Origin of the sequence: Paenibacillus sp. XY044, assembly GCF_002257645.1 — a bacterium.
GTDB lineage: Bacteria > Bacillota > Bacilli > Paenibacillales > Paenibacillaceae > Paenibacillus_AQ.
Genome location: NZ_NQMO01000010.1, coordinates 13,054 through 35,595, shown reverse-complemented (window position 1 = coordinate 35,595; position 22,542 = coordinate 13,054). Strand labels below are relative to the sequence as shown.

General features: G+C 53.8%; 19 protein-coding genes and 1 riboswitch. Of the genes, 3 read left to right on the top strand and 16 right to left on the bottom strand.

All coding sequences use genetic code 11. The features are described 5' to 3' along the window. The first annotated feature begins 58 nt into the window (after nucleotides 1–58). Entirely contained in the window at nucleotides 59–1,558 is a 1,500-nt protein-coding gene (locus tag CJP46_RS29695; protein WP_094599254.1) for a DUF1349 domain-containing protein, read from the top strand. Here the strand turns inward: CJP46_RS29695 and CJP46_RS29690 are convergent. From CJP46_RS29690 to CJP46_RS29655, 8 genes are all read right to left on the bottom strand, one after another. Beyond that, nucleotides 1,546–2,331, bottom strand: coding sequence for an SDR family oxidoreductase (locus tag CJP46_RS29690; RefSeq protein ID WP_094599253.1), 786 nt, complete (start codon nucleotides 2,329–2,331; stop codon nucleotides 1,546–1,548). The genes CJP46_RS29695 and CJP46_RS29690 overlap by 13 nt on opposite strands. Before the next feature lie 358 nt (nucleotides 2,332–2,689). Beyond that, complete coding sequence (locus tag CJP46_RS29685) at nucleotides 2,690–3,538, bottom strand: MetQ/NlpA family ABC transporter substrate-binding protein (RefSeq protein WP_094599252.1); 849 nt, start codon at nucleotides 3,536–3,538, stop codon at nucleotides 2,690–2,692. Nucleotides 3,539–3,673: 135 nt separating this feature from the next. Further along, nucleotides 3,674–4,342: a methionine ABC transporter permease gene (locus CJP46_RS29680; protein ID WP_094599251.1), complete on the bottom strand. Its 669-nt coding sequence runs from the start codon at nucleotides 4,340–4,342 to the stop codon at nucleotides 3,674–3,676. Then, complete coding sequence (locus CJP46_RS29675) at nucleotides 4,342–5,358, bottom strand: methionine ABC transporter ATP-binding protein (protein WP_094599250.1); 1,017 nt, start codon at nucleotides 5,356–5,358, stop codon at nucleotides 4,342–4,344. Before CJP46_RS29675 ends, CJP46_RS29680 begins: the two co-directional genes overlap by 1 nt. A gap of 211 nt (nucleotides 5,359–5,569) precedes the next feature. Continuing rightward, nucleotides 5,570–5,703: riboswitch (SAM riboswitch) on the bottom strand. An 89-nt stretch (nucleotides 5,704–5,792) separates the two neighbouring features. Then, nucleotides 5,793–6,512 carry a Cthe_2314 family HEPN domain-containing protein gene (locus CJP46_RS29670; RefSeq protein WP_094599249.1) on the bottom strand — a complete coding sequence of 240 codons (720 nt, stop codon included), beginning with the start codon at nucleotides 6,510–6,512 and terminating at the stop codon, nucleotides 5,793–5,795. Between the two features lie 24 nt (nucleotides 6,513–6,536). Then, nucleotides 6,537–8,303 carry a UbiD family decarboxylase gene (locus CJP46_RS29665; RefSeq protein ID WP_094599248.1) on the bottom strand — a complete coding sequence of 589 codons (1,767 nt, stop codon included), beginning with the start codon at nucleotides 8,301–8,303 and terminating at the stop codon, nucleotides 6,537–6,539. A 101-nt stretch (nucleotides 8,304–8,404) separates the two neighbouring features. Further along, nucleotides 8,405–9,400 (bottom strand): COX15/CtaA family protein, encoded by a 996-nt coding sequence (locus CJP46_RS29660; protein ID WP_094599247.1) that lies wholly within the window; start codon nucleotides 9,398–9,400, stop codon nucleotides 8,405–8,407. Between the two features lie 185 nt (nucleotides 9,401–9,585). Then, nucleotides 9,586–9,930, bottom strand: a complete 345-nt coding sequence (locus tag CJP46_RS29655) for a thioredoxin family protein (RefSeq protein WP_094599246.1) — start codon at nucleotides 9,928–9,930, stop codon at nucleotides 9,586–9,588. 230 nt (nucleotides 9,931–10,160) lie between these two features. Here CJP46_RS29655 and CJP46_RS29650 point away from each other — a divergent pair, with 230 nt between their 5' ends. Next, nucleotides 10,161–11,537, top strand: a complete 1,377-nt coding sequence (locus tag CJP46_RS29650; RefSeq protein ID WP_256992594.1) for a DUF2515 family protein — start codon at nucleotides 10,161–10,163, stop codon at nucleotides 11,535–11,537. A gap of 30 nt (nucleotides 11,538–11,567) precedes the next feature. On the opposite strand, the gene CJP46_RS29645 is transcribed toward CJP46_RS29650, so the two are convergent. From CJP46_RS29645 to CJP46_RS36715, 8 genes are all read right to left on the bottom strand, one after another. Further along, nucleotides 11,568–13,202 carry a putative polysaccharide biosynthesis protein gene (locus CJP46_RS29645; protein WP_094599244.1) on the bottom strand — a complete coding sequence of 545 codons (1,635 nt, stop codon included), beginning with the start codon at nucleotides 13,200–13,202 and terminating at the stop codon, nucleotides 11,568–11,570. A gap of 68 nt (nucleotides 13,203–13,270) precedes the next feature. Continuing rightward, nucleotides 13,271–13,756, bottom strand: coding sequence for a DUF456 domain-containing protein (locus tag CJP46_RS29640; RefSeq protein WP_094599243.1), 486 nt, complete (start codon nucleotides 13,754–13,756; stop codon nucleotides 13,271–13,273). Nucleotides 13,757–13,765: 9 nt separating this feature from the next. Beyond that, nucleotides 13,766–14,512: a Cof-type HAD-IIB family hydrolase gene (locus CJP46_RS29635; RefSeq protein WP_094599242.1), complete on the bottom strand. Its 747-nt coding sequence runs from the start codon at nucleotides 14,510–14,512 to the stop codon at nucleotides 13,766–13,768. 265 nt (nucleotides 14,513–14,777) lie between these two features. Next, a complete protein-coding gene (locus CJP46_RS29630; RefSeq protein WP_256992593.1) occupies nucleotides 14,778–16,829 on the bottom strand; it encodes a peptidoglycan D,D-transpeptidase FtsI family protein in 2,052 nt (683 codons plus the stop codon). Nucleotides 16,830–17,030: 201 nt separating this feature from the next. Beyond that, a complete protein-coding gene (locus CJP46_RS29625) occupies nucleotides 17,031–19,088 on the bottom strand; it encodes a peptidoglycan D,D-transpeptidase FtsI family protein (RefSeq protein ID WP_373558054.1) in 2,058 nt (685 codons plus the stop codon). 316 nt (nucleotides 19,089–19,404) lie between these two features. Then, nucleotides 19,405–20,364: a helix-turn-helix transcriptional regulator gene (locus CJP46_RS29620; protein ID WP_094599240.1), complete on the bottom strand. Its 960-nt coding sequence runs from the start codon at nucleotides 20,362–20,364 to the stop codon at nucleotides 19,405–19,407. Between the two features lie 175 nt (nucleotides 20,365–20,539). Continuing rightward, a complete protein-coding gene (locus tag CJP46_RS29615) occupies nucleotides 20,540–21,238 on the bottom strand; it encodes a hypothetical protein (protein ID WP_094599239.1) in 699 nt (232 codons plus the stop codon). Nucleotides 21,239–21,628: 390 nt separating this feature from the next. Beyond that, on the bottom strand, nucleotides 21,629–21,787 hold the full coding sequence (locus CJP46_RS36715; RefSeq protein ID WP_179281384.1) for a hypothetical protein: 159 nt from the start codon (nucleotides 21,785–21,787) through the stop codon (nucleotides 21,629–21,631). Between the two features lie 275 nt (nucleotides 21,788–22,062). Here CJP46_RS36715 and CJP46_RS29610 point away from each other — a divergent pair, with 275 nt between their 5' ends. Beyond that, nucleotides 22,063–22,485, top strand: coding sequence for a hypothetical protein (locus CJP46_RS29610; RefSeq protein ID WP_094599238.1), 423 nt, complete (start codon nucleotides 22,063–22,065; stop codon nucleotides 22,483–22,485). Nucleotides 22,486–22,542 lie beyond the last annotated feature (57 nt).

Genomic DNA, 22,542 nt, shown 5'->3' with positions numbered 1-22,542 from the left:
ACTACCTTATAGTGAGTATCGAGATACATCGATATAAGATACTTAGGAGGCAAGGGAGATGACGATAAAACCGACTATACAAGGGGAAGCCGAGGGCTTCACGAAATTGCTGCTGGCAGAATGGGCCAAATTCCGCTCCGTCCGCGGCTGGATCATCGGGATCGCGGTCACGGCACTGCTTACCATCCTGCCCGGGCTGTTCCTCGCTGCAAATTCAAACGAAGGACCCCCTAGTCTATTAGGGCCGGACGGCAAAGCTGTAACCGATAAGTTCTACTTCGTGCACAAAACGTTAACCGGAGACGGCAGCATTACCGTACGCGTAACTTCACTGACTGGCAAAATTACTTATCCCCCGCCGGACAATGACCTCATCGTACCAGGCGTTGTGCCATGGGCGAAGGCCGGGATCATGATCAAAGACAGTACGAAACAGGGATCCCCTTACGCAGCGATAATGGTTACGGGCAGCCATGGGGTTCGCATGCAGTCCAACTTTTTCGAGGACATTCCGGGTCACCCGGGCAGCGTCCCGCGTTGGTTGCGGCTTACTCGCTCCGATCAAACGATCACTGGCTATGAATCTGTGGATGGACAGCGGTGGACCAAGATTGGCGCGGCTCACCTAGCCGATTCGCCTGGTTCCGTGCAGATCGGACTCTTCGTCACGTCCCCCGGAGATGTATCGGTCTCCGAAGCCAAAATTCGCTTTGCCAATGCGACCGCTGTGTTTGATCATCTTAAGCTGCAGGGTGGTGCCTTTGACGAGAAATGGAGCCATGACGATATTGGAATAGGAACCGGCGAACCGGCTCACCATTATGGGGGGGTTAAGGAGTCCGGCGATACATTCACGGTAACCGGATCCGGAGATATCGCGCCACTCGGAGTTGAGGGCAGCTGGACCGTTGAGCGACCCCTGATCGGCATGCTGACAGGGTTGGTCGCAGTGATCGTTGTGTCCGTACTGTTCGTCACCGCGGACTACCGGCGGAAACTCATACGCAATCCGCAAATCGCGTTCCATCGGCCGGATCGGCTGCTGGCAGCGAAAGCGATGACCATCGGTACGGCCGCTTTTGTGGCCGGGATGGTTGCCGCCACGATCACGATCCCACTCAGCAGGCAAATCCTGCTTTCCAAAGGTAGCCATATCCTTCCGGTTCCTTTGCTCACGGAGCTGCGGGTCATATTAGGTACGGCGGCCGTTCTCGCTTTAGGCGCAGTTATAGCTGCCGCTTTTGCCGCCATATTCCGGCGAAGATTTGTGGCGATCACTGCAAGCCTTACGGTACTCGTCCTTCCCTACATTTTAGCAAACGTGATACCCCTTAACGCAGCCCAGTGGCTTCTACGGCTCACCCCGGCAGCTGGATTCGCGGTCCAGCAGAGTATTCCGGAATATCCACAGGTTATCAGCCTGTACACGCCACAGTTAGGATATTATCCGCTCTTGCCTTGGGCAGGTTTTGCCGTGCTCTGCTTCTATAGCGCATTAGCTCTCGGACTAGCCTTCTACATGCTGCAACGCGAACAAATGAGGTCTCACAATTCGTGATCTGCCGGACCAATCCAAGGACGGATCGGATCCAGCCCACCGGAAATGTCCATAATGTTGCCGGTGATAAAATCGGAAGCGTCGCGGCACAGGTACTCGATCACCCGCGCGATATCCTCGCCGCTGCCGGGTCTGCCCCGCGGCGTCTCTCCGTCCTGCAATCCGGCCACCTCGGCGATGGTCTTCTCTTTGTTATCGCCGCGGATGTCTCCGGGGCACACCATATTCACCGTAATGCCGTACGGAGCCTCCTCGACCGCAAGCGTCTTCGTAAAAGAAACCAGACCGGTCTTGGCGGCGGCGTACACCGCCCGGTGCGGCCAGGCTCTTGATTCCGCCGCATGGCCGAAGCCGAAGTGGATAATCCTTCCCCAGCGCTTATTCCGCATGGCAGGCAGCACCAAATGGTCCAGCAGCATCGTGCCGACTAGATTGCCTTGAATCAGTGACAAAATTTCCGCTTGGGTGTAATCGGAAAACCGTTTTCTCTCCCGGATAAATGGGCCCGCGTTGTTCACGACGATGTCCGGACTGCCGAGCTCCGATTCGACGCGTGCAACCAGATGCTCCAATTGACTGCTGTCGGAGACGTCGGCTTGAACGGCGATGCTGCGCACGCCCAGCCCCTCGATGACCGCCCGCAGCTCTTCCGCTTCCCGGCGGCTGTGGACATAGTTAAGCGCAACGTCGCAGCCGGAGCGTGCCAGCGTAAGCGCCGTCATTTTGCCAAGTCCCTTGGCACTCCCCGTAATCAGGGCAACCTTCCCTCTCAAGCTGCCATCCTCCTTTCTGCTTGCTGAATTTCCATCCATATATCCATCATATGACACATCATTTCTATAAAAATATATATTGTATTTGTAAGTCATCCAGTACGCAACAAACATGAATCCTGTATAGTATAAAAGATTTCAAGGCCCCGCCGCAACTTGAAAGCCCCGTCCAGCCGGGCCGCGAAAGAAACGAACCAAATAAAAAAAGTCTGTCGAACTACATTGAAAGAAGATCGACGCGTTTATCGGAAGTTTTTCTTGCGATACGAAGCCGGGCCTCCGAAGCTTATACTCTCTGACATCAAAAAAAGCCGCAGGGTATGAACCCTTGCGGCTGTGCTGCGCCCTTGCGCAGGCTTTAGAATGCCGGGATAACGGCACCTTTGTACGTGTCTTCGATAAACTTCTTCACGTCGTCGGAAGTCAGGGCAGCAGCCAGCTTCTTGATGGCGTCAGAGTCCTTGTTGTCCGGACGGGCCACCAGAATGTTGACGTAAGGGCTGTCTTTGCCTTCGATGAAGAGCGCATCTTTCGTTGGATCAAGGCTGGCTTCCAGCGCGTAGTTGGTGTTGATGACAGCCAAGTCGAATTCGCCTAGCTGACGCGGCAGCATTGCAGCATCGACTTCCTTGATTTTCAGATTTTTCGGATTAGCGGTAATGTCCTTCACCGTCGCCTCCACCTTGTTTGGATCGTTCAGGGTGATTAATCCCTGCTTAGCCAGCAGGCTGAGCGCGCGTCCACCGTTTGTCGTATCGTTCGGGATGCCGACGATTGCACCGTCCGGAATTTCGTCTGCGCTTTTAACCTTTTTGGAATATGCGCCCAAAGGCTCCAGGTGAACGCCTACGACCGGAACGAGGTCCATGTTGCGCTGTTTGTTCTCATTGTCGAGGTAAGGCTCATGTTGAAAGAAGTTAGCGTCCAGCTGTTTTTGGAACGTCTGCACGTTCGGCTGCACATAGTCGGAAAACTCCTTGATGACCAGCTTCACGCCTTCTTTTTCCAAAGTAGGCTGGATATGCTTCAGAATTTCGGCATGGGGCTTGGCTGTTGCGCCAACCGTCAGTGTGACCGTTTCGTTTGCAGCCGGTTTATCCGCAGATTCACCCGCAGAGTCGCTGCTGCTGTTGTTCGTTTTGCTGCCGCAAGCGGCGAGCACGACAACCAGAGCAAGTGTCAGAAAAGAGACGAGCCATTTTTTCATTTGATAAATCCCCCTTAAATTCATAAGAATAATATGATTTATAATGGAAAGGCAGTGCTTTGATGTTACCTGCCTTGCCTTCCCAGGTCAAATCCGGTCATCCGGATGCATGACTTTCAGCTAAACTCAAATAACTTACCTTCTGGTAAAGTGTCGAACCAGCCGGTCGCCCGCCATCTGCAGCAGCTGCACCAGCACGATCATGAAGATGACGGAAATAATCATGACGGTCGTCTCATAGCGGTAGTAACCATAGCGGATGGCCAAATCGCCGAGACCGCCTCCGCCGACCATCCCGGACATCGCCGTATAGGATACGAGCGTTACGACGGTTATCGTAATCCCTGCCAGCAAGCCCGGTCTTGCTTCGGGCAGCAGCACCCGCACAATGACCTGCCAGGTCGAAGCGCCCATCGAATGCGCCGCCTCGATCACGCCGCGGTCCACTTCGCGAAGCGACGTTTCCACCAGTCTAGCGAAGAACGGCGCAGCGCCGATCACGAGCGGCGGAATCGTCCCCAGCACTCCGAAGGTGACGCCGACGATCGCTTTCGTGACGGGGATCAGGGCGACGATCAGAATGATGAACGGTACCGAACGGAGGATGTTCACAATAAAGGAAATCACCGCATAGACGGCACGCACCCAGCCCGTCGTCGATCGCGAGGCCATAAACAGCACGACGCCGATCGGAAGTCCAAGGATAAAGGTGAACAGCGCGGAAGCCCCGAGCATTTTCAGCGTATCCAGGGTGGCGACGCCGATCTCGTTCCAGTCGACCGTGGAAAAATCCAAACCCCACATCAGTTCATCACCTCCACGTCAAGCCCTTGTTCGCTCAGCCTGGCCAGCGTCGCGTCAATCTGCTCCCGCCCGCCTTCAAAGCGGACGATCAGCTGCCCGTACGGGGTATCTTTGATGGTGGAAATGGTGCCCTGCAGGATGGCAAAATCCGCCCCCGTCTCGCGTACGGTCCGGGACAAGATGGACTCGTACGTTTTGCTGCCGAGAAACGTAATTTTCACGGCCTGCGCGGAACCCGTTCCGGAAGCCTGGACAGCCAGCTCAAGCGGTTCGCCCTGGCCCTGCTCCCCTCGGACAAAATCCTTGGTCACCGGGTGCTGCGGCTTCAGGAATACGTCCGTGACCGCGCCCTCTTCCACGATGCCTCCTTGATGGATCACCGCCACCCGGTCGCAGATGCTCTGGATGACGTGCATTTCATGGGTGATCAGGACGATCGTCAGATTGAACCTTTTGTTAATATCCAGCAGAAGCTTCAGAATCGAATCCGTCGTCTGCGGATCCAGCGCCGAAGTCGCTTCGTCGCACAGCAGCACCTGTGGATCGCTGGCCAGCGCGCGGGCGATGCCCACTCTCTGCTTCTGACCGCCGGACAGCTGGGCCGGAAATTTATTGCGGTGGGCATTCAGCCCGACCAGCGCGATCAGCTCATTGACCTTGGCCTCCACTTCCGCCTTGCTCTTGCGGGCCAAACGCAGCGGAAAGGCGATGTTGTCATACACCGTAGCCGAGCTGAGCAGGTTGAAATGTTGGAAAATCATCCCCATCTTCCGCCGTTCGCCCTGCAGACGCTGCTTGTTCAGGCTCGTCAGATTGACGCCGCCTACCCACACCTCTCCGGAGGTCGGGCGTTCAAGCAGGTTCATACACCGGATCAAGGTACTCTTCCCCGCACCCGAGTGGCCGATCACGCCGAAAATTTCTCCTTTATTGATGCTGAGGTTCAGCCCGGACAAAGCTTCCGTTGCCTTATCCCCTTGGCCGTACCTTTTCGTCAGCTGCTTCAGTTCGATCAACCGAAGGGCCCCCTCTCTTTCCCCTATCCTGCCGGAATAAGGTTCGTATAATCTCTATCTGTATAGATTGAACTAAAGTTTGCATTAAATTTCCTGTTATTACGGCCCGATAGAGGCTATCTAAAATACCGATCTATCGAATCCAGGCAAAATAAAAAGCCCCTCTGACAGAATCAAAAAGGGGCTCCCTTACCTTGTAAAAGTCGCTGCCTTCTCATCTGCCAACCTGCAGCAATCTGCAGCTTGTAGGAATTAGCACCATGACATTCGAGTAACGGCGGATGCCGTGCTCAAATCGGTTGCCGGGCTTCATCGGGCCTGTCCCTCCGCCTCTCTCGATAAGAAAAGATTATGAAATTAATAATGACGTGTTTTCATTTTTACAGTATAGATATATTTGCGCGCTTTGTCAAAAGGAAATTTGTTGCATCCTTTTACGGATGCATGCCTTCCTTCTTCCACAGTTTGTTGGTGTAATGAAAGGATGCCGAGAGCGACTTGCATACCATGTCCAGCCCCTGCTTCAGTTCGCTCAAATGCTGATCCAGGTCCTCCAGTTCAACTTTATCCTTGAGACCCTGATGCCGCTGCCACAAGTCATCCTGCATCTCGGAGTTCATGTAATGAACCTCCGCATTGCGCCGTTTGCGCAGCACGTTCAGGGCGCTCTTGTATTCGTCCTTGATCTTCGACAGCTGTCCGGCCAGGTCTTCATGGGTTTTCATATAATGGAACTGACGAAGTACCGTGAAATAGGAAAAATGCGGTTTGTTCTTTTGGGTGTTCAGATCGAACAGGTCATTGAGCACTGTACCCAGCTTGTCCAGAACGGCGAACACACGGATAAACCCGTTTTTATAGAAGTATACATACCTTGCGTACTCGGCCTGCTCCTCAATCGTCATGTCATCCACATAACCGGCCTTAACCGATTGACGGAAAAAGGAAGCGGCATACCAGCTCTGTTCCAATTCATCCAGGGAAGACACCAAACCGCGTGTCCATATCTCCAGTTTGCGGTAATCATGGCTGGGATCCTCATTCTTTTCGATCTCGTTCTGGAGCAAATGGATCGTCTCCACCATCGTTTCGATGGCATCTTCGAGCAGCCCGTTATTTTGGCGGGGCATCTCTCCAAGCAGCGTTCGCAGCATCGGCATTCTCTCCCTGATCAGTATTTACGCAAAATAACTGTTCCAGCGTTCATCCACCTTTTTGACGATATCTTCCCGCGGGATCAGTTCGTCCGGATACCCGGTCTTCATGCGCGCATCCACCACAATCGGCAGGCGGTACGACAGATGGTGATTCCGCACCTCGGCACCCGCGTAGATATCCGTCGCCGGGTTGAAGCGCGTAAACACCGTCCACAGGAAGGACGTCTGGTCGGCTGCCGTCTTGCGGGCATCGTCCACCAGAATGACGAGCGGCCATTCGGTCCCCTTCTCCTGCAGCCGCTGCAGCAGGCGCTCCGGCAGTTCCGGCTCATCCTCGTACCCTGCGCCCGAAACGAGCAGGCAGCCTCCGCAGTAAGGAACAATCTGGTCGATCTCCGTGATCGGCCCCTCTTCGTAAGCACGCGGCAGCTCGCGTACCGGCTCACCGATACCCATCAGCACGGCCTTGCTGCCGTGGTTCAGCTTGCGTCCCGTGTAGTCGAGCGTATCGTGGGATGTCTTATTAAATATAAACAGATCGACGGCAGGGTTAAACCGCGCCAGCACCGTTTCCAGCAGCTCGCTGGCATTTTCGAGATCGACCGGCTGGTCCGTCAGGATGAGGAATTTGGTCAGGGACAGCTGACCCTCGCCCAGCATGCGGAAGGCTGACACGAGCGCCTCGCGCGAATAGCTGACACGAACAATCGCCGATGCCAGGGCGTGAAATCCCGTCTCGGCATACGTCCACAGCGACTTGATCGACGGCATGACGAGCGGGAAGGCCGGCGACAGCAGCCGCTGCAGGAACTCGCCCATGAAATAGTCCTCCTGCCGCGGCTTGCCCACGATCGTCGCCGGATAAATGGCATCCTTGCGGTGCCACATATGGCTGACGTGAAAGACAGGGAAGTCGTGCATCAGGGAGTAATACCCGTAATGGTCTCCGAACGGTCCCTCAGGACGCCGTTCGAACGGCGGTACGAGGCCGCTGATCGCGAACTCCGCTTCGGCCGGAATCCGGTGCCCGCCGAGCGGATTTTCCGCCATCGGCAGCTTTTCGCCGAGAATCATGGAAGTGAGCAGCAGCTCAGGCAGCATTTCCGGTCCGGGCGCAATCGCCGAAGCGATCAGGGCAGGCGGCCCGCCAAGAAACGTCGTCAAGCGCAGTGCTTCACCTCGCTCCTCGGCTTCGTGATAGTGGAAACCGCCTCCCTTATGGATTTGCCAGTGTATGCCGGTCGTCTGATTGTCATAAATCTGCATGCGGTACATGCCCAGATTGTGGTCTTTGGGCCGCGACGGACTCTCCGTATAAACAAGGGGCAGCGTAATAAACGGGCCGCCATCTTCCTGCCAGCTCGTGACCCGCGGCAGGTCTTTCAACGGCTGGTCGCTGCGGGATACGCCAAGCACGGGGGCATCGCTCATCGGAACGGTTTTCATGCCTACCTTTAGAATGTCCTTGATCAGGCTGCGTTCATTCCACAGCGCCGACAGGGTCGGCGGAAGCATCGTATCGAGCGCCCCCACCAGAGACTTCATCAGCTGCTCCGGACGCGGCCCGAAGGCCATGTCCACGCGCCGGCTGGTACCAAACAGATTCGTAGCCACCGGAAACGGGGTCCCTTGTACGTTGGTGAACAGCAACGCCGGCCCTTGTTCGTCAATGACCCGGCGGTGGATCTCCGCCAGCTCCAGGTACGGATCCACGGGAGCCTCGATCACTTTCAGGTCATTTTCCTTGCGCAAGGCTTCGAGCCATTGGCGTAAATTTTGATAGCTCACACGATCATTCCTCTCCACAATAAGCAAAAAAATAAATAGCAAGCTTACAAACAAAGCCCTCGAATCGCTTCGCGGACTTTGAATGTAGAGCGGTATTCAGTTTATCGTTTGCCGCCCTGCGGCTCAACTCCGATTCCACGGGCGTCCGCCGCCGTTTTCGGCTGCTGAAGCGACGCCCTTCCAATCTGCCAGACGCGGACGCTCAAATAACAGAGCACGCCGAACAGGGATGAAATCAGCAGGTTATGCAGCAGCGCGGAAAAGATGTAGATTTCCGGCTTGTTCAGGGTGGACACAATCGCGGCCCCGCTGAACACCTGCATCAGGCACAAAATGACGGAGGCGATGCCGAGGCTCTGCAGCTCCCGGTTCCCCCGGTTCAGCCGGTACGCACAGACGGCAAGAACGGCGATGGAGATGAAGAGCAGCAATGCGGCGATCCGGTGGATAAACGCGATGGTCACCCCTCCGGACAGCTCTGGAATGAGCTTCCCATTGCACAGCGGCCATCCCAGGCATCCTCCCGCCGAATTGGTATGGCTGACATATGCTCCGATATATACGACGATATAGGAGTAGATCGTTACGGCCCATGTATAGCCGCGGAAGGCAGCGCTGACGCGCGCTTGGCCGCTGGACGGATACGAAGCCTCGCCAAGCTTGTCCATCCTCCGGGCGCCCAAGGCGAGCATCAGCGAGCTGGCAAACGCGATCAGCGAGAAACCGAAATGGAAGGCGAGCACGGCCGAGGACTGGTCATACACGACGGCCAAAGCCCCCATCACGGCTTGAACCAACACGAAAATCAGGGTCATCACCGAATACGTGCGCAGGTCGCGCCGATTCTTAGCGAAGAGCCGGAAGGCAACCACCACCGCGACCGCTGTAAGCCCCGCCAAACCGCTGATCAGCCGGTGCGAATATTCAATTAATGAGGCGATGGTATGCGCCGGAACGAACTCACCGTGACACAGCGGCCATTCATGCCCGCATCCGAGTCCGGAATCGGTCTTGGTGACCACGGTTCCGCCGAACGTCGCAAAGAACATCACAACAAACGTTAAATAACTGAGCCATTTCAATTGTCTGGTATTCAAAATTCTCTCACCTGCTGATTATAATAAGAACTTTCAACTGATAACAGGTACCTTTTATTTTACCAATCTCATCAATTATACCTGATTCCTTGACATACATCACGGCCACTTTGTGACAAAATGTCGGATAAAAGAGAAAAGCACCGCCTCAAATGCCGATACGCGGCAAGAGCGGTGCGAGCAGCTTATTTATGAATCGTTCTGTATACGTCCAGCGCCGAATTCAGGAATCCCTCGATTTCCTCGCGCGATTTGCGAAGCTTGTTCACCAGCCGTACCAGCTCCCGGCCATCCGAAAAGGCCACGAAGCTCGGTATGCCCATAATGTTCAGCTCCTGGCTGAGATCCCCGACCTGATCCACGTCCACCTCAACGAGCGTCAAATCGTTCGAGAACTTCGTCTCTACATCCGGCATAAACGGGTCCATAAATTTGCAGTCCGAGCACCAGTCCGCTTTAAATACGGCAACGGTCAGTCTCGGAGACTGGATCGCTACTTGAAATTCGGCTTGAGAAGTTATTTTTTGCATGGATATCCGCCCTTTCTATCCCTTATATTGTCCAATTCTTGTCCAATTCTTCTCCTAGAAAGATTGAACTAAAGTTTTGCAAAAGTAACGCCTGATTACGGGGTCGTTCCCCATTATAACATGATGATCTTTAGTTCATTCTTTATAGTGAATCAAAATACCGAGTGGAAGTCAAATTTTTTAGCCATACTGAAGGTAATGAGAGGTTTACAAGGAAAGGAGGAATGGACGTGCCAGTAACATCTGCACCCCGTACGCTTGTACCTGCCTGGATCCGGATCGTGTCGACCCTGCCGAAGACGGCCGCTGAGCTTGCCCGGGGCAAAGCTGCTGGCTGGAAAGCTTCCCGGCAGCTGACCCGGCGCCGCCGGCCGCTTGACTGGAAGGAGACTTCCGCGCAGAGCATCCGCGACCAACTCGACCGGATGGCCGGCGACATCGGCCGGATGCGGGATATTCGCCACCACCTGGCCTATTCCCAGGATACGGCGGCCCGTTCCCAGGAGGAGCAGGACATTCTTCATACCATCCGGACCCGCACCCGGGAGGCGAACCGCAGCAACATTACGCGGACGAAGGCCTATTACGATTGCTACCGGGAGTACCCCGAGCTTCATTGGGCCTTGCTGGCCCACATGGTCTCCCGGAATGCCGGCTGGAATATGAGCGACCTGAAAGGCGGACTCATGTCTGATCTGATGCCCCCTTCCGTCCGGGACGATCTATACCGGATGCTGGAGCGGTGCAATGCACTCATTTTCCAGGACGCCTACCCGCAGCTGTTGCTGTACACCCACAGCCGTCGCCTTGGCCGGAGCCTGTTCCACCTGCTCCCCAGCTTTGGTGTGTCGGCGTTCATGAACCCTTTCTGGGACCGCTTCTGGATTGAACGGGACAGCGCCTTGCTTGCCGTCGGGCTGATCATCAACGAACAAAATTACATAGAGGGGCGCGTCGTGCAGAACGGGTATTACCAGAGCCGGGTTCTCCGCAATAAGGCCTTTTCCCTGCACAGCAAATTTCAGATGAACCAAGTCGTCTTCCCGATGCTGCCGCATATTCCGGAGCTCGAAGCCGATGTGTTCCATACCCCCGAGGAAAAGTCCCGAATCCGCGAGTCGGCCGGCTACTCCGCCGATGCCATGGTGGGGCTCATTCTGGAGCAGTTCTCCAGCCTGAACGAAAGGATTGCGTTCGGCAAGGCGCTGTACGCCGTCCTGTTCGGTTACGAGGACGTATTGTCCGGCGTGCACTCGTTCGCATCGGTCGTGGATCACCGCGGTTCACGCAGCGAATATTGGCCGCAGATGTTCACCCATGACAAGAAAAAAGCACTGAACTCCCGGCTCGAGAGTGTCGAGCTGATCAAGCAGGAATGGCTTCCCGCCGATCGGCGCCTGTACAGCCCGCTCCTGCACGACGTGTGGCATGACCTGTACTGCGAGCCGATACCGCGTTATGACTGGTTCAAAAACGAGGATGCCATTCATCATATAAGTCGACCCAGACGGCCCATCATGATCGAAATAACGCATGCCCACCGGTACGCACTGCAAAAAACAGCCCTCACGCACGATGCCGAGAGGGCTGTAACTTCAACGTATTAAACTGTCTAACATGGTACGGCATGAACGGGTTTAGCCGCGTCCCTGCGATTTCATCCGGGCCGGCTGCAAACGCATCAGCGGCCGCAGCACCTTTTGCAAAATGCGCGGATAGCTGGACAGCTCCTGCTGACGCAGCACGCCGAGGATGACCAGCAGCGCCAAATACAGCACCACGACCACGACGCCGACCACCAGGCAGGTGATCAGGAACGCGAGCCTGTCCGGCAAAATGTGGACGAGCTGGTCGCCCGCGGCGTTAAGCCCGTATCCAACGGCGCTGGTGACGATCACGGCGACAAGGAAACCTCGCCAACGTTCCCCCAGAATGGAGAACGGCACGATTTTTTTCATGACCCGAAGGTTCAGCCACGTAATAACGAGGAAGCAGAGTCCCGTCGCGGCAATAATGCCGTAAATGCCAAGCCATGGAGCGAGAATGAAGCTGCCGAGAAGCTTGACGATAATGCCCATCATCACACTGATGACGGTCAGGTACGCTTTGCCGACGCCCAGCAGTATCGAGTTGGTCGTCATCATCGTAATTTGGAAGATCGTGCCGAACGTCAGCAGCATGATCAGACCGCTGCCGTCCAGGCTGCTGAACAGCAGGCCGTTAATCGAATACGACGCCACGCAAAGGGCGATGACGATCGGCATGCCCGTCAGGATCGAGATGCGCAGCGCAAGCGTGATCTGCTGCTTCAGATGCGCTTCGTCCTTCCGGGCGAAGGCCGCCGAAATGACCGGAATCAGCGAAGTGCTGAGCGCGATGGCCAGAATCGGCGGAATGCCGGCCACGCTCTGCGCGCGCTGTCCGAGAATCCCGAGCAGCTGCGTCGCTTTCGCTTCGCCGATCCGGCCGATCAGGAGCGGATTGACGATCGACGAGTCGATAAAGTTGACCACCGGTACGGTCATCGACGACAGTACGATCGGTATGGAGATCGTAAAGATATCTTTGTAAATCTGGCCCATCGGCAGATGCGAATCCTGACCTGCTTCCAGCATCAGCGCTCGGTCCTGCTTGCGAATCTTAATGGTGTAATACAGCATGACGGCAAACGCGCCGATGCTGCCCAGCACGCCCCCGAAGGACGCTCCGGCCGCCACCCAGCTGTCCTCATACCCGCTCTTCAGCAGGATGTAAGCCAGCAGGATCGCGGTGCCGACCCGGGCGAACTGCTCGACGATTTGCGAAATGCCGCCCGCGGTCATGTTGCCGCGGCCCTGGAAGTATCCGCGCATCATCGCGATCGCCGGAAACAGCAGCAGCGCCGGCGCCAGCGCGCGGATGGCGAGCGACGCTTCCGGCACTTTGGAAACGTAAGTCGCATAATACGGCGCGAGCACGTACAGCAAAATGGTGATGATGACGCCCGCCGCCGCGGCGAAAATGAGCGCGGCATGGTACACGCGCTGCGCTTCCGCCGGCTTCTTCAGCGCATAGCGCTCAGAGACCATTTTGCTCAGCGTGCTCGGAATGCCGGCCGTTGCCACGGTCAGCAGCAGCAAATAGACGTTGTTCGAAATCGTAAACGAAGCCTTGCCTATGTCATTAAACAGGTGATCCAGCGGAACCCGCTGCACCAACCCGAGCACGCGCGCCACCAGCGCGGCGGCCGCCAGAATGAGCGTGCCTCTAATAAATGATTCTTTCTTCGCCAAACCTTATTCCCTTCTTTCCCCAGCAAGCACAACCCGGACGGGTGACCGCCCATGCGTTGATCTTATCATTAGAAAAACACGATCCATACGAAAAATACGATGATCATGACGATTTGCAGGATCACTTTCATCACCATGCTGCTGAACAGGCCTACAAGCGTCCCAAAGCCCACTTTCGCCGCCTTCGACGGCGACGATCCGTCGATAAGCTCTCCCACAAAGGCGCCCACAAACGGCCCGATTACAAGACCGAATGCCGGAATGACGAATGGCCCGATGATGGCCCCGATGGTGCTCAGAATGACCGACAGCCGGGAGCCGCCGAATTTCTTCGTCCCCCAGGCGCTGACGGCATAATCGGCTACGAAGAGCACGACGATGATGAGCCCTTGGATAATCCAGAACCAGACGTTGAAATGGGAAAACGTAAAAAACCAGCCATACACAAAAAAGGCAAAAAAGATAGCCAGCGCCCCCGGCAGTATCGGGTACACAGCGCCGGCCAAGCCGATTGCGAACAGCGCAATGACCAAAATCCAGCCAAGCACAGCCATGGCCAATGCTCACTCCTCGTCAAAAATGAATTTTTGAATAACCTTAGCGATTCCGTCATCGTTGTTGCTTGACGTAATATAATCGGCTACATCCTTCACCACCTGCTGCGCGTTACCCATGGCCACGCCGAGACCAGCCTCCTGGATCGCCGCCAGATCGTTCATGCTGTCTCCGACCGCAATGACCTCGGACATCGTTAGGCCGAGCAGCTTGCACACTTCCGCGATGCCGGAAGCCTTGTTCACGCCTTCCGGGTTGATCTCCAGATTAAACGGCGAAGAGTTGGTAATTTCAAGGCCGCCCATATCCTGCAGCTGCATGAGAATACGATGTCTCGCTTCGTCATCCTCCGTATGGTAGCCGAATTTGAGCCATTCTTTGCCTTCCACCTCATCCGTCCATTGATCCTTATTGTACAGCTGCTCAACGGAATAGGCCCAGTACCAGCAATCCTCTTCCACCGCGATGTCATGCATCGCCTTTATCAGCTCCACATCCATCAGAGAACGCAGGTGAAGCTCATGCGGGGCACGCCATACTTCACTGCCGTTTACCGTAATCATGGGCGTCGTCAGCCCCAGTTCTTCCCCATAAGGAAGGGCGCTCATAAAAGCCCGTCCTGTCGACAGGCACACATGCACGCCGCGCTTCGAAGCCTTGCGGATCCACTGCGCCGTCTCCTTCGAAATGTTCTGCTCGTCGGTCAGCAGCGTTCCGTCCATATCCAGTGCGAGTAACTTATATTTCGTACTCATACCGTTCCCCCCGTCCTTGTTCAAGCGCTTTTGTTTTCCGTTTTTCACACAGACATACGGACATTTTACCACAAGCACCGGAACCTCACAAAAGGATTTGCCGCGGCACCTCCCCTGCTGGACGGACCTGTCTAAAGTAAAACGTCTTATCGACCTGCATTCTAGGAAACCGGACCATAATTCAAAATCCTCAAAAAAAAGCAGGCAGCCGGGGAAAGTCCCCTGTTCACTGCCTGCTATCATCCGATGCCACTGCCTGATTGGGTTATGGGTTGCTTTGGCCGTCGCCCGTCTCCTTCTTGCCTTTCGGAACGCCGTCCAGCCCGTATACCTCATCGTACGCGTCGAAAATTTTACGCGCGATCGGCGCGGCACTTTGCGAGCCGAAGCCCCCTTCCGGGATCATAACCGCAATGGCCAGAACCGGATTCTCCTTAGGAGCAAAAGCGATAAACACCCCGTTATCGATCAGCTTGCCGCCGACACTCTGGGTCGATGTCCCTGTCTTCCGGGCAAAGCTGTAAGGAAACCCTTCAAAGGAGGAAACGTCACTCTTCATCCCGCGCTTGATCTCATCCCAATACGACTGGCTGAATTTGACGGTGTTCAGCACTTCCGGCTTGAACGTCTTGAGGACTTTACCGTTGTCGTCGGTGATCTTGCTGACGAGCTGCGGCTTCAGCCGCTTGCCTTCGTTAGCCAGCATGGCGGCGTATTGGGCGAGCTGCAGCGTCGTGTATTTCCCCTGCTGACCGAAGGAAGCATAGGCCATGGCCGCCTGGGCTGATCCGGCTGCTTTTACATCCAAATACTCCTTGCGGCCTTCCCATTCGCCAGGCAGACCGCTGCCCGTGCTTACCCCGAGGCCAAACGAGGTCATGTAGCTGTCCCAGACTCCGATGGCTTTGGAACCGTATTTCTCATACAGCTTCTTCCCGATCTCATCGACCATAAACGCGTTGGACGATTTCTCGATCGCACGAGCCGGATCCATCCCGCCGTAAACGTGGCCTTGGGAGTTCTGTACGCGGGTCTGGTGGCCTTCTTTACCGAAGTATGCCGCACCCGTATCGTTATAGTAGGTGTTTGTTCTTATCAAGCCTTCCTTCAGTCCGATCAGGACGCTAAGCGGCTTCATCGTGGAACCGAGCAGCACGACCGATTCCGGATGGCTGCCGGATTTACCCGGGTTAAAGGAACGGATCGTGCCGTTCTGGTAAATGTTCTGGATCTTATCCCAGTTCTCCGGCGAGATGCTGCCCGACTGCCACACGTTCGTATCGTAGTCCGGCATGCTGGCCATGGCGACGATGTTGCCCGTCTTCACTTCCATCGCGACGGCGAATCCCGTCGTGGCGTTCGGATGCAGCTTGCCCGAAACCGGATGCGAATGGAGCCAGCTCAACTGTTCGGTAATGGCCTGCTCGGTCTGCAGCTGAACTTCCTTGTTGATCGTGCTGTAGATATTGTTACCTTTCTCCGGAGGCACGATATCCTCCACGCCCTCCGGCATGTTGCGGGGGTCGATCGGCACCTTCTTGTACCCGTTCTTGCCGCGCAGCTCGTCCTGATACATCAGTTCCAGGCCGTCGTAACCGACGAACTCGGGCTCGGTGTAAATCAGTCCCGGGTCGGTCTGCGCATCGCCGCTGCGCTGCTGCTCGTCGATGGTTTTGTACTTGGTCAAACTTTTGGATCCTTTAAAGGTCCGGATGTACCCGATCGTCTGCGCCGCCACGGTGTCGGGATCATAATGCCGGATGCTTTCCTCTTCGATCGCGATGCCCGGAAAATCGGACTTATGCTCCGAGAAGTAAGCAATTTCCTTGTCCGACAAATCCATCTTGATCCGTCGTGGCGAATAGCCCGAATATTTTTTGTAATCCAGATCCATTGCATCTATGATATCCTGCTTGGTCATTTTCTCGCCGTTCGGATCACCGTATTTATTGAACACTTCCATCAGATCTTCCGCCATCTTTTCGGCTTCCGGACGGTTCTTTTTCCCGTTCTTCTCGCTGTAATCCTTCATCAAGGTGAGATACAGCGACTGGGTCGGCGTCGAATAGGCCAGCTTCACACCTGAAGCGTCGTAGATTGTTCCCCGGACCGGAGGCAGCGGCACATCCTTGACGATGTTGCTGGACTCCTTCTCCGTCAGCGTCGGCCCCTCCACAAACTGCAGGATGGCGAGCCGGATAATGATGACGCAGAAAATGATAAACGTGCTGAAAAAGAACAGGTTAATCCGCAGGTTAAAGCTGTTTTTCCCTTTCTTCGGACCTTCCTGCGCATGGTCCGTCGTGTAGTCGCTCACCAGCATTGCTCCTTTCTGTCTTACATATGTAAAACGACCTTTTTTATTTTAGCATAAAAGGTATGGGTTCGACATCTTTCGCCCTTTCGCTAAAATAGGGTGTGGAGGCAGTGTGTATTCAATGAACAAAACGGAAAAAGACCGCCCGGAGAATCGGGTCGGTCTTTTTCCAATATATACATATGAAAGTATCGAACGGTCTTATGGGTTCATAGCCTGCTTATTTTTCTTCGGCACCCCGTCGAGCCCGTATTCCTGATCATACGCATCGAAAATTTTGCGGGCGATGGGAGCCGCGCTGTATGCGCCGAAGCCTCCTTCCGGAATGACAACGGCGACGGCCAATTTCGGATTGTTCCGCGGGGCATAGGCGATGAATACGCCGTTATCCCGGTTTACCCCATCCGAAGATTGCTGCTGGGACGTCCCCGTCTTTCTGGCAAAATCGTAAGGGAAGCCGGCAAACGCAGATTTCACGTCCGTGTTCATTCCCCTCCGAACAAGACTCCAATACGATTTATCGAAATCGTCCGTCTTGTTCAGCACCTCGCGCTTGAACGTTTGGACGACCTTGCCGTTCTGGTCGGTGATCTTGCTGACGATCTGCGGCTTGATCCGCTCCCCTTCATTCGCCAGCGTGGCGGTATATTGGGCTAACTGAAGTGTCGTATACTTGCCTTCCTGGCCGAAGGAAGCATAGACGAGAGACCCTTGGGCGCTGCCTGTTTGCGGGAACTTGCCGTTTTTGTCAGGCATATATTCCCGATTGCCCAGGTATTCGTTAGGAAGATCGATTTCCGTTGATACCCCTAAACCGAACTGCTTCATATATTTATCCCAGACGTCGACGCCCTTGTTATAGTCACCGCCCGCGTTAATATACTTTTTAAACAACTGATCGCCGACCATATTCACCATAAAAGCGTTTGACGAATGCTCGATCGCCTCGGCCGGAGTGCGGAGGTACCCGTAGGCATGATTCTGGGAGTTCCGTACAGCCTTCTTCTCTTTCCCGAAATACGCAATGCCGACATCGTTATATGGAGTAGTCGTCGAAAACAAATGCTCCTGCAGGCCGATCAGCACGCTGAGCGGCTTCATCGTGGATCCGAGCAGCAGCGTGGACTCCATGTTGTGACCCGATTTACCTGATGAGATGGGGGTAATCGTCCCGTTTTGGTAATTCGCCTTGATCTTTTCATAATCCTTAGTGGAGATCCCCCCATCTCCCCATACATTCGTGTCATAATCAGGCATGCTGGCCATAGCCACGATCTTGCCGGTATCCACCTCCATGGCAACGGCGTAACCCGTCAACGCATTGGGATGCGTCTCACCCGATACAGGATTGGAATGCACCCAGCTCAGCTGGTCCATGATCGCCTGCTCCGCCGTCTGCTGCACCTGCTTGTTGATCGTCAGCCAGACGTCGTTTCCCTTCTCGGGCGGAACCATCTCTTCAACACCGTCGACGATGTTGCCGGGCGTTACCGAAACGACTTTATATCCGTTCTTTCCCCGCAGCTCCTGCTGGAACGACATCTCGATGCCGTCGACTCCGACCAGCTCATCCGGCGTATAGACGAGTCCGGGATCGTCCTGGTCCTTGCGCGCCTCGTCATATTCCTTGAGCGATTCCGTATGCTTGAAGCTTTTAATATAACCGACCGTTTGTACCGCAATCGTATCTTTATTATAAATCCGCTTCGATTCTTCGATGATCTCGATCCCCGGAAATTCGGATTTCCGCTCCATGAAGTAGGCGATCTCCCGCTGCGACAGATCCATCTTGATCCGCCGGGGATAATAGCCATGCTCCTTCTTGGAGTCCAGGTCCATCGCTTCAATGATGTCTTTCTTCTCGATCGGATCGCCCAATCCGTTAAATACATCCGCTATTTTCTGTGCCAGCTGCTCCGCTTCCTGGCGGTTCTTCCTGCTTTTTTCCGTCGCATTGCTGTAATCCTTCTGAAGCGTTATGTATAGCGACTGTACCGGCGTGGAAAAGGCTAGTTTGGTGCCGGTCGCATCCAAAATATTTCCTCGTGCAGGCGGGAGGGGAATATTTTTCGTGTTTTGTCCTGTTTCTTTCTCCGTCAGCGTATCCGCTTCGACGAATTGAATGACGGCCAGCCGGATAATAATGACGCAAAAAATGACGAAGGTACTGAAAAAAAACAAATTAATCCGCAGGTTCAGTCCGGACTTGGGCTCATTCTCCTTGCCGCCTGTCACATTCCTTCCAATAAGCTTGTTCACCAATCTCCCCACTTCCTTGCATTTGTATCAAACTGGAAATCATTCTTCATAATTTTAACATATCTTTACAATGAGGAGAATGATGGGAAAATGATAAATATATACGATTTCCCAGGCAATATATTGTTATGATTCAAGCTTAGTCGGCCGTTCATCGTTTCGGATTCTCGAATGTGGCGGGATATCATGGCTGAACAATCGCTGCCAAGCATGTGGAGGGGTTGAAAAGACAGGGCCAGCATCCATCGAGCAGGGGATGTCAACTGCTGGCATTTCCCTGTTGCAGGGTGAAGCGATAAAGCGCGGGTATCCTGTATCATTTGTATAAAGCAAGCCATTTGCGCAAATTCCGTTTCATCATCTCTCTATAAAATACGGGCTCCATGATTTCGGCTTCCGCCCCATATTGGGACAGCCAGCTGATGAATTCAACCACGTTGGTCACACATAATTCCACAATCAGACTGCCGTCCCGGCTCTCCGCCATTCGCATCGGGGGGATAAACGTCTCGGTTCTGAACATATTCGCCATCCGGGGGGTGATCCTGATTTTAAACTGTACTTGGTCTTGCTCGTGCTGATCATGATAAGGATCCAACAACTCTTGCTGAACATGCGTATGTACTTTGACGAAAACGTCATCTAATACTTCTACCTGCTGAAAATTGCTAAGGCGGTAAATTTGGATATTCCCTTCCGAATGGCTCCGGCCGACCAGATAAAAACGCTGCTTCCAGGGTACGAGCCAGTATGGATCGATTCTTCCGGATTTCCTCTCGCGGCTGTCTGGAAGAACGTACTCAGCCTGGATCGTATGCTGGGACAAGGTGGCCATGAGTATCGGGATGAGAAACGGCGGCTGATCCCGTATCGCTACTGCAGACTTGTCCGCCGATGTTACTGCTTCTTGCTGTTCTGTTGCCGCGGAATCTGCTCTTCGCTTATGGTTCGCCGCCATCACTTTCTCATATGCACTTTCAAATGCCGCGGGCAGGATCGGTTTAATCTGATTCATAATGGAAGGAAGCGCCGCGAATGCGGACGTTTCCTCTTCCGTCCAATCCAGCGGATACAAGGCAAAATCCCCGATAAACCGGTACCCCTTGCCATGTCCCTGATGAGTAACCGGAATATGCATGGCGCTTAGGGCATCCATATCGCGATATATCGTACGCTCACTGGTACCGCAGCGCTCCGCCAGCTCCCTCGCCAGAATGCCGGGCTTGGCCTGAACCAGGGTAATAATGCGCATTAATCGGATCAGTCTGTCTGTCATGTGGATTCTCCTAGCTCATATAGTAAATTAGACTCATATCTCAACTTTAGAAGTAGTCCATTCGACTGGTAGCAAAGTGAATCCTTCTTTCATGATCCAAAGATCATCCCCTTCGATTTTGCTATATTTCATTGGAAAATATGTACTTGATACAGCAGGGTATCCATGCGACTCCTTACCCGTTTCTGGCCAAAGAGGTGTTCCTATTCATGTAAGTTCCGACATAGTGCTCACTGAGCTGGTACAGCATGTCAGCCTCGGCCAGCAGGCGGCCGTCCGAGTTTCGGGCCGCACTGATCAGCAGCTCGTCCCCCTTACGCCGGAGCACCCATTCCCCATGCTCAATATCGCCGAATTCGAAAAGCCTGATGGCCTCCTTGACTACTCCCGGTGTTTCCAGAAGTTTCACATGCTTATGGACATGGAAGTCCTCCGGCTGACTCAGAAGCCCCATATGATACGTGTAATTCATATAGATTTCCTTGACGGGAAGCTCTTTGATGCGCTCCTTGTTACGCTCCTTATAACGCCACTGGGCCGAAATAACGCCATGCAGGCCGGGACTCTGCGGTTCTAAGGCCAGCTCGATCGCAAAGAACTGCTTGATTCCGTCCTGCAGATGCCCCAACGGCACGATCAATGAGTGATTCAGCCCTCTTCTCGCCTTTGCCCCGTAAATACGCAGCAAGGTCACATGCGGTTCCAGCCACAAGTGCAGCTCCACATCCCGGGCGATAAGTTTAGGGGAAGTTCGTCTCCGGGCAGGACGCAGCGTTCCTCCGTACCACTCCACTAGTAGAATAGCCTTATTCGTTCCGCTGGCAAAAATATGATTGCGGTTCCATGTAAAATGATCCTGTATACCTGACTGCATGGATGTTCACCCCTATCTTAGTTCATCGTCTTTATATCGTACCAACATTGGCTGACATCATCTTGTCACGGAACATACGTTCGTATTTATATATTTGTAAATAATATCACAACATTCCACTATTTTCTACCTGATTCTTCCTTTTTTTCGAGCAAATCACTCCTTACAGCATGGCTTTTTCATTTCGATGCATTTTTATGTAAAAAGTCCTATCTAACGTCCTATACTAGTATAAAAGAACGAATTTAAAATGATTGTCGAAATCTGTAGTAAAACTTTAGGCTCACTATCTTTTTTTACAGACGATGATTTTCGCCCATGCGAAAAAAGACCCAGAATTTAGAACAATTCCGGGTCTTTTGCGTTTGAAAATATGGTATTATTTAGACATTAACTGACAATCGCATTGACTTCGGTTTCGGCTTGTTTTGCCGTTTCGCGGATTTGGACCGGTGCATACGTAACTTTGTCGATCCACAGTTCCTTGCCCAATGGCTCGCCGTTAACGGTAATCATAATCTTTTTATATTGTTGTTCTGTTTCCCGCATAAATCATTGCTCCTTTTCATGACGTATATATTCGTATATTTGAGAGGGCTTCTTCTATTACAGGGACTGGCTCTACTTTCCACCATTTTGGTGCTGGTCGGCTTCCTTTTTCATTTACCCGCTTTGGCCGCCATTTGAAACCGGACCGACAAAAATGGACGAAAGTGGAACTTATCCGCCCGTTTTCGAGTATATTCTATAAACGGCCCCGGCCTGTCCTGCGAGATGGACATCTCTCTCTTCTTCTATAACTCTATGCAGGAGGTTGTTGCTTTATGAACCGGAATTTATCGCTGATCCGCCTCTTATGCGCGGTGATGATTGTTATATGCGGCATGGTGCTGTTCAAAACTTCCGCCAAAGCGAATTATTTCGACGATTTTTATAAAGGGGTGGAGACGTTCTCCGGCCTCCCCAGCGAAGTAAACCGGCTGAAAGAAAGCTACCGGGAAACCCTGGACGATCTTGACCAGGCTCAGGCCGACGCGAAGCTGTATCAGGAGCAGAACGCCCAGTTGATGGCTCAAAACCAGGAGCTGTCCGAAACCGTTCAGGCGCTGCAGGAAACCAATCAGGCTAGAGCAGCCAGGGAACATAAGCTGAAAGCCATGCTGATTACGGTCATTGCTCTTGCCTGCGGGTATTTTGTTTTTATCCGCATTATGCGTTACTTCATGCGCAGAGCGAACCGGGTATAGCGGAATCCCGGAGCCCCAAGTAGGAGGAATGACCATTGAATCTGTCGATACAGGAAT